We start from the raw sequence: 14,226 nt of genomic DNA, 5'->3' as shown, positions 1-14,226 counted from the left end.
AAAATGGTTTTCGCGATTTTTTGCTTATATATGTATGAGGTGATGAGCATGCAGATAAAAAGCAGAAATATTCCTGCAGAGTTGAGAGTATTGGAAAGTTTGAATGGGAGGATGGCATTTTTGCCGGAAGTCGACCGCCAACTGCGAAACATGCGCGATGGACTTGCTGGGGAATGTCGCTTGGATCTAGCATTGGAAAGTGTGTCGGACTGTGTGATTCAAATCAGCGATTTTACGCTGGCAAGGAATCAGCTGTGTCAGATTGATGCGGTGTTGGTGAGTGCAAATGGGATTTATTTGTTGGATGCAAAGAATTGGAGCGGCCGGCATACGGTCGGTGACAAGGGATTCGAGCGATTGACGAATGATCCGCTCGATCAATTGAAACGTGCCGAGAAATTGTTTTGTCGGATGTTGGAATATGAACGGATTCCGCTGCAGGTTTTGTCACGATTGGTATTCGTGAATCCCGAGATGACGCTGTATGGTGTGCAGCCGGAGATGCCGATTGTGTTGCCGCAGCAGCTTCCGGAATTTGTTTCAGAAATAAAACGGCATGCTGGCGTGCTGACGGAATGGGAGATGCGTGTAGCACAGCGGATTTTGGCGAAGCATAGTGAGGATAATCCGTATCGGCTGAAGGTTGATTACACCTGGGAGACGGTTGGAAAGGGAATGCTGTGTACGTCGTGTCGGCGGTTGTTGGTTGAGAAGAGCCATAAATATATGTGGTGCCCCGTTTGTCAGGTTGTTGAGTCGAAAGGTGCGGCTCTGCTCCGGACGAAGGCTGAGATGGATGTGCTGTTTCCCGGGTGCAAGCCGGAAGTGGACCGGCTGTATCGGTTTTGCGGGGGGATGGTGTCGAAAAGAGGAATCTTCAAAGCAACTCGGAACTAGATGTTAATTATAGCTGTTCTAGTTCCGAGTTCGATCAAAAAGTCGGAACTAGGAACAGAAAATCAGCAGTCTAGTTCCGAGGATAGTTATTTAGTCGGAACTAGAACTGACAAATCCCAAATCTAGTTCCGAGACTCCCCCTGTTACCGCTACCAAATAGACACAAAACACTTGTGCAAATCACCCAATTTGATAGACTAAACGGGGAGAGTAATGAAAGGGGTTTAATCACATGGAAACAGCAGCATTTTATCACCGTCCTGAGAGTGAATATTGCTACATTTACGCGCCAGGCCACGTACACGTTCGGCTGCGGACGAAAAAAGGGGATGTCGCGAAAGTTGGCTTCATCAAGGGTGACCCGTTTATTTTACATTTGAACAAATGGTACGAAGAAGAACTGCAAATGGAGAAAATTGCGTCTACGGACTTGCATGACTACTGGATGATCGATACAGACGAATATGTCAAACGGATGGCGTATGCATTCCACATTTATGGTGAGGACGGATCGGACGTTATTTATAACGACCGTGGTGTGTACCCGTACATCAAGGAATCGCTGGAAAACTCTGGTCTGTATTTCCGCTTGCCGTATTTCCACGAGAGCGACCGTTTCAAGGCGCCGGAGTGGGTAAAGGAAACGGTTTGGTACCAAATTTTCCCTGAGCGTTTCAGCAATGGGGATAAGAAAAATGACCCGGAAAACGTATTGGAGTGGGACAGCCGTGACGTATTAACGCGGACGGATTTCTACGGCGGGGACATCCAAGGTATCATGGATAAATTGGATTACTTGCAAGATTTGGGAATCAACGGTTTGTATTTGACACCGATTTTCCGTGCGCCGAGTAACCATAAATATGATACAACGGATTACTATGAAGTGGATCCGGATTTCGGCGACAAGGCCTTGTTCCGCTCGTTCGTCGAAGAAGCGCACAAACGCGGGATGCGTGTGATGCTGGATGCGGTGTTTAACCACATCGGTGCGGAGTCCACGCAATGGCGCGATGTCGCGGAATATCAAGAAGAATCCCGTTACAAAGATTGGTTCTTTATTAAAGAACATCCGGTACCGAGTGCGGAAGAAATTCGTAACCGTCCACCGGAAACGATTGAACACGTGGAAAACTTGCCGTACGAAACGTATGCATATGTGCCGATGATGCCGAAAATCAACACACACAATCCGGAAGTGCAAGAGTATTTGTTGAACATCGCGACTTACTGGATTAAAGAATTCGATATCGATGGCTGGCGTTTGGACGTAGCGAACGAAGTCGACCACGCATTCTGGCGTAAATTTAACGAAGCGTGTCTTGCTGTGAAACCGGACCTTTATATTCTCGGTGAAATTTGGACGTCTTCCCGTTCATGGTTGGACGGTGAGCAATTCCACGGCGTTATGAACTATTCGTTAGTGGGGAATATCATTGACTACTTCGTTGAAAAGCAAATCCCAACGCGTAAAATGGCCAACGTATTGAACGAGCAATTGATGCAATACCGGAAGCAAACGCAGGAAACGATGTTTAATATGTTGGATTCGCATGACGTGCCGCGTATTTTAACGATGGCAAATGGCGACATTGATTTGGTAAAAGCAACGTTGACATTCATGTTCATGATGCACGGAACGCCGTGTATTTATTACGGAACGGAAGTCGGCATGATGGGGGGAGCGGATCCGCAAAACCGTCGTTGCATGGTGTGGGAAGAAGAGCGTCAAGACCGTGCTATGTATGAGTTTACCAAGGAATTGATTGCTTTCCGTAAAGAGTTCCAACCGCTCTTATCTTACGGCTTCTTGAAATGGGACATCGTTTTAGATGAAGAGAAAGTTGTCGGCGTGAAACGTCACATCGGCGATGAAGCGTTGATTGCTTACTTCAACCAAGGGGAAGAAGATTTTACAATCGAAAAAGATCCAAACGCGAAAGTTGTCTTCGGGCGTCGGAATACTGAAACGGAAACGGGTTCAGTATTGGAGCCAAACGGATTCAGCATTCACTTGGTTCGTCAATAAAAGTAGGTGGTCGAGACTTAGTTCTCGGCCATTTTTTGGTATAATCATCATGAGAGGGGGCTTTTTGATGCTAGTTGAGTTAGTAGTTGAGAACTTTTATTCTTTTCGTGACGAAGAAACATTTTCAATGATGGGCACACGGATTGCGGAACACCCCGGGACTGTGGCGGAAACGGATATTTTCCCGATAAATAAAGTGAGTACGCTTTACGGAGCCAATGCGAGTGGGAAGAGTAACTTATTGCGAGCGATGGCACTGATTCGTGAGGGTCTTTTTGTGAAAGTAGGGCAGGAGGCGCGGTGGTTCCAGAAAATTAAACCGTTCCATCTGGATGCGGCTTCTGAAGAAAAAGAGACCTTACTTGAGACGAGTTTTTTAATTAATGAAAAACTTTATCGCTATGGTTTCTTTGTAAATCGTACGGAGATTACCGAAGAGTATTTATTTATGGAGAAAAATGGTGATGAACAGGCGCTCATTTTTCACCGGACGGAAGCGGGAGTAGAAGGAACGTGGTGTGTGGATGAGCGGTTTCCACAGCGTTTGATGTTGGCGGACTGTATTGAAAATCACCCTGAAATGGCCGAGTGGTTTCAGGATATGCGTATTATTATGCGTTCCTTGGACGGCAGTTTATCGGTATCGATGGCTAAAATGCACCTGAAGAAATACAAACATAATTTACTGACATTGATTCAAGTCGCGGACCCGTCAATTCAAGATATTGAAATCCGTGAAGTGGCAGACAAAGATGGGCGCCATCATGACGAGTTTTTCGTCATTAAAGAAAAGAAACGGTTGGACGGGACGTTTGAACCGTACAGTGAAGGGTTTGTCTTTCAAGATGTGGAATCGGCTGGGACTGTTAAATTACTGGCGTTGGCGGGGCCGATTATCGAGGCACTAGAAAATGGCAGCTTACTCATGATTGATGAAATGGATCAAAGCTTTCATACGTTGATGACGCGGTATGTGCTGGAATTGTTTCGCGGTGAGTTTAATGCGAATGGCGCACAATTGGTCTTTTCGACACATGATATTTCGAATTTGCGGAGTGAACTGTTCCGACGCGATCAGATTTGGTTTGTAGAAAAACGCCAGGAAGGAAATAGCGCATTGGTTTCGTTGGTTGAATTTAAGTTTGATGAACGGGAACGGAAGAATAGTTTTGAATTCTATCAGAATTATTTGAATGGGAAATATGGCGCGGTGCCGTTTTTACCACCAGCAGATTGGTGGGTGGACAATGGCGAAGCATAGACGCGGCAAAAAACGGTATGAGCGGGAAGTCGAAACGCGGTTGCCGGAGAAGACCTTTTTGATTGTATGTGAAGGAACCAAAACGGAGCCGAATTATTTCCGGAGTTTTCCGGTTTTGTCGGCACAGGTCGAAATCAGGGGGACCGGGCGAAATACAATGTCTCTCGTCCATTATGCGGAAAAAATGATGGCAGGGCGTGAAGAAGAGTTCGATGAAATGTGGTTTGTGTTCGATAAGGATTCATTCTCGGCAGTCACGTTTAATAATGCCGTTGGATATATTGAAGCGCGCCATTCGGAAGGGTATCGGGTCGCATACAGCAATGAAGCCTTTGAATTGTGGTATTTGTTGCATTTCGAGTTAATCGAAAAGCCGGTGAGTCGTTTTCAATACGGTGACATGTTGGCGAGGCGGATGAAGCAGCATTACAAGAAGAATTTACCAAATATGTATGGGAAGTTGTTGTCACGGCAGGATGCGGCAATCGCCAATGCGAAATTGCTGTATCAAAAGCGGTCGCGTTCGCCTGCGAAAGATAATCCCTCGACAACAGTTTTTCACCTGGTGGAAGAATTAAATAAACATTTAAAAAAATGAATGTTTGTATGAGGTGGAAATATGTACATGAATGCGTTTATGGGGATGGAATTCGTAGAAGGAAACGTTGTGGTTCTGCATTTCCTGCACAGCCTGGATTTGGCTGAGGAGTATGTATTTGAAACCGAGCGTGATGCAACGCGGTTTTATATGTCGTGTTTAGGATTTTGTGAGGAGTTGGCAGAGTATCCGCCTCTGATTCAAACCCGCCAGTTTCGGAAGTTTTTGAAGAATGAATGCGGGCATTTGAAGTATCGAGTGAATGTATATTAAAAGTGAGTGTGAAAAAAACGTTTAGATCTGAATCTTCTAACCCATACCGTATCCGTAAGCTACTAAATTAGCAACAACCATGACAAAGTGGGCAATGAATCGGGTATCATTCCCCAGTTATGTCCGAAAGTGGGTAATGAATCGGGCATCATTCCCCAGTCATGTCCGAAAGTGGGCAATGAATCAGACATCATTCCCCAGTCATGTCCGAAAGTGGGCAATGAATCGGGCATCATTCCCCAGTTATGTCCGAAAGTGGGCAATGAATCGGGTATCATTCGTTAATAGAGAGGGGCCGGGAGTTATATACCGGCCCCTTTCGCATTCTATCCCACTTTCAAAACTTGTCCCACAATAATCAAATCTGACTTTAGTCCATTCAACACTTTTAACTGCGCAACAGTTGTCCGGTACCGACGACTGAGGCTCCACAACGTATCGCCACGAACGACGAGATGCAATTTGTGAAGTTGACTTTCGATATCATTCTTAAACTGGGCCATCGTCACACCCCATTGTTTCAAATAACCGTCCGGATCCACGTGATTTGTCCCGCCTAAATTTTCAGAAACCCAACGGTGGGTTTTGATTCCTTTTCCGGAACCGTTCAAAACAATCGGTAAGCCAGCCATTTCCGCTAAGTGCCGAAGCAGCCAGACAAAGGCAGCGTAGTCTTTTTCAAATGTGGCGCGGTTGTTCGTTCGGGCCAACTCCACTTGAGCAAAACTGAAAGGATTGGCGCGGGGACCGGCACCCCATTGAACAAGTCCCGTTTTAGCGATCTGGACAATCCGTCCGCCGCCCCCAACCCAATGAGAAACAAAAGCATTTTCCCAATTCCGTTTCATATAAGCAAGTTCATTTTCTAAACTGTGTGGTCCCGTATTATTCGGATTCCCTGATTCATGCGCGACAATATACCGTGCCTCCGCCAAACGCAGTTGCGGCATCCCGATGAGTTGTTGTTCGATTTTCATTTGTTGTTTCCTCCTTTTTTCTACAAAAATAGCCGGGGGAAATCCCCGGCCAGTCTTCCCAATATTCTATAAAATATCGGTAATAATGCGTTCCACATAACGTGCGGAGTCCGCGATGCTGTATGGATTTACGCCTTCAATATCAAAGACATCCAAACCAACAATGGTTTCCATTACGGGTTTGATTGCACTAGCTGTGAGTTCCGCAGCTGGGTTACGCAAGGTTAAATTTTTATTTTTACCTTCCGATGTCTTAAATTTCAATTCGAGTGTTAATGTCTTTTCCATGGGTTTTTCCTCCTAATTTTTAATTAAACGATGCGATGTTTCTCAGTAACAACTGCGTATGTTGCTGGAAATACGATCAAACCTGCGACTGCTTCTTGGAACGCACCGATACTATCTGCGGTCACATCTTTTTTCAAATTACCAAAATTCTGTTTCACTTCTTTGTCATTTTCGAAGTCGTTGAAATACAACTCCACACTTGCCTCTTGCCATTCCTTGTTCATGTCGTTTCCTCCTGCATTTTTTATTTTGTAGCGGCTACACTCATAACAACGAAACACCTCTTGAAAGTGTTACCCCCTCTTCAAAAATTGTGCCTTTTTCTGAATGCCATTTCGCCAAGCATGTACCGTTTTCCGCGATACTCCGCACTTAATTGCGATTTCAGACATATTCAAACCATTGATAAAACGCTCCTGTAGAAAATTTTTTTCTTTAGCAGTCAACAGTTCCATCAAGGTTAAGAGTTGCTCCTTAAAGAAAATGTTCTCTTCGAATCCGTATGATAGGCATATTTCAAAGTCATCGTCTTGTTCTTCGTGGTCAATCAAATAACGATCACGCCGTTTTTGGTCGAGAAATGCCCATCGGATTTTCTGACCCGCATATTTTACAAATTGATAGCGGTACCTTTCACTAAAGGCATCCACCCCACATGTCGTGAAGGATTCAAATAATTTCATGCAGCCGAGTTGGTAATAGTCCTCATAATCTTGGGACGAGCGATACATCCCGATTCGTTTCAGTTCGTTATAAATAACCCCTTCATATTGAATAAGTAAATGTGTAAGTTGTTCCATATTCGTAATACCTCCCGGATGAATGTGGTGAACTTACCAAGGCCTTAGTTCTGTTCAAAGTGACTATAGCGAACAGAGAAAGGGTCTGACAAACAGCGATTTGATACCGGTACAGTCGTTAATTTGTCTTTTTGAACACTTTTGGGGCTAAAAATAGATATTTTAGGAAAAAATGAATATCATGTTGATTATCTTGTTTTGCTTAGGGTATAATACTCCTTAATATAGAGAGGGGTAGGTAAATGGTAGTTGATTTTTATTTTCATCAGTATTTCGGAAAAAAAGGCTTAGAATTCATCGATAATTATGAAAGCCCTTACTATTGTTCTGATCCAAATGTTACGGAGAAAACAGTAGGAAGTGAATACGTGTATGATTCCAATAATATTCGCATAAACACCCGAACAGATATGATGCAGTATGCAGCTACCGCAATCAAGGCGATTGATGCCCCTATTCAACTGGAAAAAATAATTTTTGTTATTCATCATAGTGAATTTAATCACAATTGTCCGAATGAAACGTTAGTTTTTTACGAGGATGGTTGCGTGGTAAAAACGACCGAACGCACGCGTGATTTTATGGACCGGATTTTTAAGCATGCGGGGCCTTCCTATAGTAAGATGCGCGAAATCGCCAAACAGGTAAATGGACATTCTGGTCACAGCTGTCCGTATGTACAAGGCAAAATAGCCTTTATGCCGATTGCTGGTCCGATGAAAAAAGATGTCTCTTGGATCAGCCTGAGCCATTTACTCGAATACCGCGAGCACCCCAACGATAACGGCTATACACGGTTGGAATTTTTCAGTCGGAATTTTTTGGATTTACAAGTACGTGTCAAGACATTTGAAAAGCGGATGGCGCCTGCCGTTCAACTTTATGCCGCGCAACATCGTCGGTTGATGGACGCGACGCATCAATTTGATGTAGATATTGTCCGTCGTGATACGCGTTCGACCAAAACAGTGCTGCACAAGCAGATGTTGGAGATGCCGAAAAAACCGTTGTTAAATGAACTAGCTTTAGCTGAAAAGCTGGTGCGCGTAACCTACAAGGAATGGAAGAATGATAATCCGCAACTAAAAGATTGCCCTTATTTAGAAGAGTTGGACAAACTCTTTTTCACTTAAAAGAGTTATTATTTGTTAAATTGCCATCCCTCACATAGAATAAAGATAAAGATATCGCTTGGAGGGATGACTGCAATGAATAGAAGAATCGAAGGTGCTTTTAGAGAGTATGGCCATTTGTTGGAAGCAATTAATGACTTACATGAAAGTGGGTACGAGTCTAAACAATTACTAGTTGTAACCCGTAATGATAGTGACTCCGGTCTGACAGAAAAAACAGGGGTTGAAGTTGTCGTAACACGCGGGGAGTCATTATGGGACAAAATTGTTTCCTTTTTCACTGTCGAATTAGACGGTGATGATGACGAAAATGAACCAGAAGACGAAGAGGATATTTTTGAGAAATTTGGAATTGATGAAGAAACGTATGAGCGCTTTGAAGAAAGTCTCGAAAATGGTGAATACTTGTTATTAGTGGATACGGCACCGCCTGCTGATCCGGAACATGCCGATTTTATGGTGCGTGACGGGATTATCAAAGAAGAGGAAGATGCGAAATTAGCAGCTCGTCCGGATTGGACAGATGCTGATGTTGCTGATGGCGATGTGCCAAAACATTCTAGAAGTGCAGAAACGGAAGGAGTAGCTGAAATGACAGAGGAATTCAAACACGGTGAAATTGAACCGGATAAAACAGAAGTAACACAAAGTGAACAACCTGCTTTGGAAGATGAAATTACCGGTGAGCCGATTGAAGCAGATACGCAAGCCGGTGATGTGACAGAGGGCGACGAAGAAGTTGTTCTGGATGAATTGCAACATGACGAGGTGGCGTTCCCGGACGTGGACAAAGTTTCGACAGATCCATTCGGTGGCGAAACTGAAACGAAAGAAGAATAAGTGGGATAAGACGGAAATCCGGAAACGGATTTCCTTTTTTGATATAATCATTTATGCGAGGAGAGTCGGTAAATGGAAATTACAAAAATTACAGTTCAGAAAAAACGGAAGGACCGCTTTAACATATTTGTGGACGGCGCGTATGCATTCCCTGTTTCAGAAGCTGTTTTGATTAAATTAGGTCTGAATAAAGGCATGCAGCTGACGCCGGAGCGGATGGAAGAAATCGAGAGTGAAAATAGCGCGTATCTAGCTTATACGACTGCGGTCGATTATTTATCTTACGGTCTCCGAAGTGAAAAAGAAGTGCGGACGAAGCTGCGTGAACAGGAGATTCCCGAGGCTTATATCGAACCGGCTTTACAACGTTTGCGTGATCAAAAGTATATCGATGACCTCATTTACGGGGAAAGTTATACCCGGACGATGATGACGATTAACCGAAAAGGGCCACGTGTGATTGCTCAAGAACTGAAGCAGAAGGGGTTGGATGAGCCGACCATTATGACGGCGTTAGACCAGTATCCCGAGAACGTACAGTTGGAGAATGCCTTGGCGTTGGCGGAAAAGACATTGCGGAAACAAAGCCGGGTGTCGTCACGCGAAGGCGGCCAGAAAACGCGCCTTTATTTACAACAAAAAGGGTTTGATAAGGAAATCATCCAACAGGTGTTTGAAGAGGTAGAGACGGAGAAGTCGACGGAAGACGAATTGGATGCGTTGCGGGTACAGGGGGATAAGGCCTGGATCCGTTATGCGCGGAAGGCTGAAGGCCGCGCTTTGATTCAAAAAGTACGGGCAAGTTTGTACCAAAAGGGCTTCGCAAACGAATTGATAAATACATATATAGAGGAAAAGGAATTAAATGACGAATAAAGAACTCTTATTAGAAAAATATGGTGTTGAGATGTGGTCGGACGAAACGATTGTGGCGTTCCGAAAGGCCTTGTTAGATTGGTATGATGCGAAAGGGCGCGACCATTTACCATGGCGAATGAATCAGGATCCGTACCGCATTTGGGTGTCGGAAATCATGTTGCAACAGACGCAGGTGAATACGGTCATTCCGTATTTTAACCGCTTCGTGATGTTGTTTCCGTCGATTCGCGATTTGGCGGAGGCGGATGAAGAAGTGTTATTGAAAGCATGGGAAGGGCTCGGCTATTACTCGCGCGTTCGGAATATGCAGGTAGCTGCCCAACAAGTAATGACGGATTATGACGGTGTGTTTCCTTCTGACCCGGCGGAAATTATTAAGCTGAAAGGGATTGGGCCGTATACGTGCGGTGCAATTTCTTCAATGGCGTTCGGCTTGCCCGAGCCGGCAGTCGATGGAAATGTGATGCGTGTGTTCAGTCGGTTGTTTGAAATCGGTGACGATATTGCGAAACCTGCGACGCGTAAGTTGTTTGAATTGCTGGTGCGTATTGTAATTGACCCGGATCGCCCGGGAGATTTTAATCAGGCGATAATGGATTTGGGATCGGATATTTGTGGACCGGTAAATCCGCGTCCGGAAGAGAGTCCTTTACGTGAATTTAATGCGGCTTATAAAAATGGGACGATGCATTTATATCCGTTTAAATCGAAGGCGAAGAAGCCGGTTGTGATGGATTTGCATGGGGTTGTTGTGCGTCGCGGGAATGCGTATTTAATGGAGAAACGGCCAAGTGGCGGCTTGTTGGGCGATTTCTGGACATTTCCGCTGGTGGAAGAGGGGCCGGAAGATGAGCCGATTGGTTCGTTTACCCATGTGTTCAGTCACCGCAAGTGGCGTGTTCAGGTTCATGTGCAGGAAGCAGACTCAAAGCGTGAGTTGGCGGATAATATGAAGTGGGTTTTGGAAGAAGATTTCCCGGAGTATGCGTTTGCAGTTCCGCAGCAGAAAATGTGGGAAATCGTGAAAAAGCACGAACGAAAATTATTTTAATCGTGGTGAAAGTATGCCACAACTTTTGATATTATGATATACTGTCTTGTGTATTGTAATTTGGTTAGAAGGTCCCGCCTTTTGACCCACATAGATATAGAAAGTTGGGCACCGTGATGCATCATCCGAAAGAAGGAGAATTCATCACTATCAAGAGTTATAAGCATGACGGCAGCCTGCATCGTACCTGGCGTGACACCATGGTATTAAAAACCAGTGATCAATCCATCATTGGCTGCAATGATCATACCCTTGTGACGGAGGCTGATGGCCGTCGTTGGGTAACGCGTGAACCGGCGCTCTTGTATTATCATAAGCATTATTGGTTCAACATTGTAACCATGATTCGTCAAAAAGGTGTGTCGTATTACTGTAATCTTGCTTCACCTTATGCAATTGATGATGAAGCTTTGAAGTATATCGACTATGATCTGGATATCAAGGTTTTTCCTGATGGTGAAAAACGCTTATTGGATGTAGATGAATACGAATTGCACCGCGCTCGTATGCAATATCCAAAAGAAATCGACCATATCTTGAAAGAAAACGTCAAAATTTTGGTGAATTGGATTAACGAAGAAAAAGGTCCATTTTCCAAAGAGTACGTTGAATTATGGTATGAAAGATATCGTCAGCTGTCGTATCATAAGCATAACAAGTGATGGATACGCAATAAAAACAACCACCTGTGAGAGCGGGTGGTTGTTTTTTTGAGTGATTGGGTTATTTTACCGGCGTACAGGAAATATTCATGCTCTGAAAGCCGGTAAAAGTGTCATTATACCGGCTTTCAGCATTTTTGAAATTACTGTACGCCGGTAAATGGAGCCAAATACCGGCATACAGAAATATTTATCTTGTTGAAAGCCGGTAAAGGGCGGTTATAGCAAATTTGAATGGTCATTTTTATTTAAAAATTGAAGTGAACGTTCGATGCCTCTTAGATTCATTTGATTCCCCGTCCATTCCCTTATCAGTCTGCCGCCAGCTCTCTGTGAGATACCCAGAATTCGCAACTCTTCTAATGATTTTTGGACGACTTGTCTTTTAGTTATTAAAGATCCACATGCCTCGCATAAAAAAGAACGCCGAGAGACCAAAGACATCTCCGCCTCACATTTGGAACAAAACACGCCTTGTTTCAACTCAGGAAAATCAAAAGGCATCAACTGTTCATAACGATTCTGAGTTTGATGCGACTCGCGGAGGTAGCGCGCTAGTTCGTAGTGAGAACTGGTCAGGATTCGGCGGTCATTTGCCACAAAACGAACAAATGACTCAAGTTGGCCGTAAGGAACAAGCGGCATGTCCACTGTCGAACCATGGAGTTGAAAAGCAGCATTCATTGTCAATATTCGAGAATAGATGGGCAAATCAAAAGCTTTCGTAAACATTCGAAGTTGCTGTTCTGTTCTTTCAAGTTGGAGAAAGGGATTATCGCGCTCCTCCATTTTACGATTGAAAAATTGCTTGTTGTCATAAATAAACGTTCCACCGTAATTCTTAATCTCGAGCAGATAAATAGTGGAAGGGGCGATAATAAGTTTGTCGATTTGGCAAAAGCGATTGGCTTGGAGACAGAGGTCGTTGATGATGATACAATTATCCAGAAATGCGTCCATCTGATTGTCCGCGGCACATTCACCGTCGAACCCCTTCTTAGCATCAGTAAAGATTTTTTCTTGTTGACTGTTGAAAGGCATGCGTGGGTGTAGAATTTCCATTAAATGCAGATTTTTAGGTTTATTTCTCATTTCGATTCCTCCTTATACATATATATAAGCAAAAAAATCGAAAAAGCTTTATTTTCCTTAAATTTTAATGCAAAAAGAGTTTATTTGTATTACTATAAGAAAGGTACACATATATTATAAAATTGTAGAACTTAGGAGCGAGACTGATTGAAAAAGAAAGATACGCTTATCGTTGTGGTTCTTGGCATTATAACTGTTGCTGTTATTTTATTCGGCTTCCGTTATCGTCAAGCAAATCAAAAAGAACTGATTAATAAGAGCAACTATGAAACAATTAACCAAACGGAGTCATTTGAGGCTCGTCAGAAGAAAAAAGAAGAAGAAAAACGGGCTAAATTTTTAGCGGCCTTTGATAAAAAGCGTGAGACTAACACTGTTGCAGATTTTTTACAGTATGTAAAATATGCAAAAGGTGATACAAATGTTGCTTTTTACGGTGAGATTGAAGACAAGGCGCAATGGGCTGTGGATAATATGACGCAATTGGCAACTGAACGTGCATTTACTGAAATGAAGACAAGTTTTGTCAGCACTCTGGAAAATGAAACGATTAGCGAGCGAGTTGAAGATTTGATCGCGCTTAACCCAGATGTTGTATTTTTCCATACACCAATGCCTGTTCAAGGTGTAGTCGGTTGGGACGAGTACGGCGATCCGGTTGAGAAAGATAATATTACCGAAGTGTTGGCTGCTTACGACGAAATGAAAGATGCTTTACCAGAAGCATTGATCGTTTTAGTGACGCCAGCACCAAAAGAAGTTGATCCGGATAAAGAGGAAGAGATTTCTTGGCACCAAGTTGAAATTGATTCACTTGTCAGTCAAAGTGAAACCTATGCAATTCCAGTTTTCAATATTCATAATCAAGTAATGGACCATTTAACTACAAATACGCTAGAGATTGCGAGTCTTTATAACGAAGAGGGTGCATTTACCCCAGAAGCAGCAGAAACATTGAAGACGATGTTTGCTGAAAACTTAAAAACACTTGAAATCGACACAACAACTGCATATGTATTAGATGGAAAACCAGCTGCAGTTGATATCGTGATTGAGGTTTACGAAGAAGAAGAAGAAGAATATTCAGAGGAAGAACCTGTGAGTGAAGTATTTGAGGAAGAATGGATAGAAGAAGAAACGGAAGTTGACGAATGGATTGGCGACGCAGAGGAAGAGGATACGTATGTGCCGCCGGTGGAAACACCTGTTCAACCGACCAATCCAATTATTCCAACGATTCCGGAAACACCAGAAACACCAAGCGTTCCAGAAAGCCCAGTTGTACCTGAAAGTCCTGTTGCACCAGAGCCACCAGCTCCAGCACCAACTCCTGAGCCGGAGCCAGTTCCAGAATCATCAGTACCCGCAGCCCCGGTAGAACCTGAAGAACCGGGTTGGGATGAAGTTGAATCCGAATAAAACCGTACCCCGCGAAACCATTTCGCG

Annotated in this window: 17 protein-coding genes; 11 read left to right on the top strand and 6 right to left on the bottom strand. The window is 43.7% G+C overall.

Annotation, left to right across the window (positions count from 1 at the left end; translation table 11 throughout):
• Positions 1-48: 48 nt before the first annotated feature.
• The 5 genes from G7058_RS03480 to G7058_RS03460 all read left to right on the top strand — a co-directional run bounded on the left by G7058_RS03480 (position 49) and on the right by G7058_RS03460 (position 5,058).
• Positions 49-897 (top strand): nuclease-related domain-containing protein, encoded by an 849-nt coding sequence (locus G7058_RS03480; protein WP_166062247.1) that lies wholly within the window; start codon positions 49-51, stop codon positions 895-897.
• A 232-nt stretch (positions 898-1,129) separates the two neighbouring features.
• Complete coding sequence (locus tag G7058_RS03475; RefSeq protein WP_166062246.1) at positions 1,130-2,926, top strand: glycoside hydrolase family 13 protein; 1,797 nt, start codon at positions 1,130-1,132, stop codon at positions 2,924-2,926.
• Between the two features lie 67 nt (positions 2,927-2,993).
• Positions 2,994-4,187 (top strand): AAA family ATPase, encoded by a 1,194-nt coding sequence (locus G7058_RS03470; RefSeq protein ID WP_166062245.1) that lies wholly within the window; start codon positions 2,994-2,996, stop codon positions 4,185-4,187.
• A complete protein-coding gene (locus G7058_RS03465; protein ID WP_166062243.1) occupies positions 4,174-4,785 on the top strand; it encodes an RloB family protein in 612 nt (203 codons plus the stop codon). Before G7058_RS03470 ends, G7058_RS03465 begins: the two co-directional genes overlap by 14 nt.
• A gap of 21 nt (positions 4,786-4,806) precedes the next feature.
• Positions 4,807-5,058 (top strand): hypothetical protein, encoded by a 252-nt coding sequence (locus G7058_RS03460; RefSeq protein WP_166062242.1) that lies wholly within the window; start codon positions 4,807-4,809, stop codon positions 5,056-5,058.
• A 62-nt stretch (positions 5,059-5,120) separates the two neighbouring features.
• Here the strand turns inward: G7058_RS03460 and G7058_RS03455 are convergent, their stop codons facing one another.
• The 5 genes from G7058_RS03455 to G7058_RS03435 form a co-directional block, all read right to left on the bottom strand.
• A complete protein-coding gene (locus tag G7058_RS03455; protein WP_166062241.1) occupies positions 5,121-5,294 on the bottom strand; it encodes a hypothetical protein in 174 nt (57 codons plus the stop codon).
• A gap of 90 nt (positions 5,295-5,384) precedes the next feature.
• A complete protein-coding gene (locus G7058_RS03450; RefSeq protein ID WP_166062240.1) occupies positions 5,385-6,035 on the bottom strand; it encodes a LysM peptidoglycan-binding domain-containing protein in 651 nt (216 codons plus the stop codon).
• A 66-nt stretch (positions 6,036-6,101) separates the two neighbouring features.
• Positions 6,102-6,323 (bottom strand): DUF2922 domain-containing protein, encoded by a 222-nt coding sequence (locus tag G7058_RS03445; RefSeq protein ID WP_166062239.1) that lies wholly within the window; start codon positions 6,321-6,323, stop codon positions 6,102-6,104.
• Between the two features lie 23 nt (positions 6,324-6,346).
• The gene (locus G7058_RS03440; RefSeq protein WP_166062238.1) at positions 6,347-6,547 is read right to left on the bottom strand and encodes a DUF1659 domain-containing protein; all 201 of its coding nucleotides are present in this window, start codon (positions 6,545-6,547) and stop codon (positions 6,347-6,349) included.
• Between the two features lie 69 nt (positions 6,548-6,616).
• On the bottom strand, positions 6,617-7,123 hold the full coding sequence (locus tag G7058_RS03435) for a sigma-70 family RNA polymerase sigma factor (RefSeq protein WP_166062237.1): 507 nt from the start codon (positions 7,121-7,123) through the stop codon (positions 6,617-6,619).
• A gap of 242 nt (positions 7,124-7,365) precedes the next feature.
• Here G7058_RS03435 and G7058_RS03430 point away from each other — a divergent pair, with 242 nt between their 5' ends.
• From G7058_RS03430 to ntdP, 5 genes are all read left to right on the top strand, one after another.
• Positions 7,366-8,256, top strand: coding sequence for a competence protein ComK (locus tag G7058_RS03430; protein ID WP_166062236.1), 891 nt, complete (start codon positions 7,366-7,368; stop codon positions 8,254-8,256).
• 75 nt (positions 8,257-8,331) lie between these two features.
• Positions 8,332-9,096 carry a general stress protein gene (locus G7058_RS03425; RefSeq protein WP_166062235.1) on the top strand — a complete coding sequence of 255 codons (765 nt, stop codon included), beginning with the start codon at positions 8,332-8,334 and terminating at the stop codon, positions 9,094-9,096.
• 72 nt (positions 9,097-9,168) lie between these two features.
• Positions 9,169-9,972 (top strand): recombination regulator RecX, encoded by an 804-nt coding sequence (gene recX / locus G7058_RS03420; RefSeq protein ID WP_166062234.1) that lies wholly within the window; start codon positions 9,169-9,171, stop codon positions 9,970-9,972.
• Positions 9,962-11,026, top strand: coding sequence for an A/G-specific adenine glycosylase (gene mutY, locus G7058_RS03415; protein WP_227004486.1), 1,065 nt, complete (start codon positions 9,962-9,964; stop codon positions 11,024-11,026). The genes recX and mutY overlap by 11 nt, the downstream gene beginning before the upstream one ends.
• A gap of 116 nt (positions 11,027-11,142) precedes the next feature.
• Positions 11,143-11,688: a nucleoside tri-diphosphate phosphatase gene (ntdP, locus tag G7058_RS03410; protein ID WP_166062233.1), complete on the top strand. Its 546-nt coding sequence runs from the start codon at positions 11,143-11,145 to the stop codon at positions 11,686-11,688.
• Between the two features lie 219 nt (positions 11,689-11,907).
• On the opposite strand, the gene G7058_RS03405 is transcribed toward ntdP, so the two are convergent.
• A complete protein-coding gene (locus tag G7058_RS03405; RefSeq protein WP_166062232.1) occupies positions 11,908-12,780 on the bottom strand; it encodes a nuclease-related domain-containing protein in 873 nt (290 codons plus the stop codon).
• Between the two features lie 147 nt (positions 12,781-12,927).
• Here G7058_RS03405 and G7058_RS03400 point away from each other — a divergent pair, with 147 nt between their 5' ends.
• Positions 12,928-14,199 (top strand): hypothetical protein, encoded by a 1,272-nt coding sequence (locus tag G7058_RS03400; RefSeq protein WP_166062231.1) that lies wholly within the window; start codon positions 12,928-12,930, stop codon positions 14,197-14,199.
• Positions 14,200-14,226: the final 27 nt, after the last annotated feature.

It is taken from the genome of Jeotgalibaca porci, assembly GCF_011299095.1.
Taxonomy (GTDB): domain Bacteria; phylum Bacillota; class Bacilli; order Lactobacillales; family Aerococcaceae; genus Jeotgalibaca; species Jeotgalibaca porci.
The sequence above is the reverse complement of the archived record's forward strand: the minus strand, read 5'-3'. Positions and strand labels throughout refer to the sequence as shown.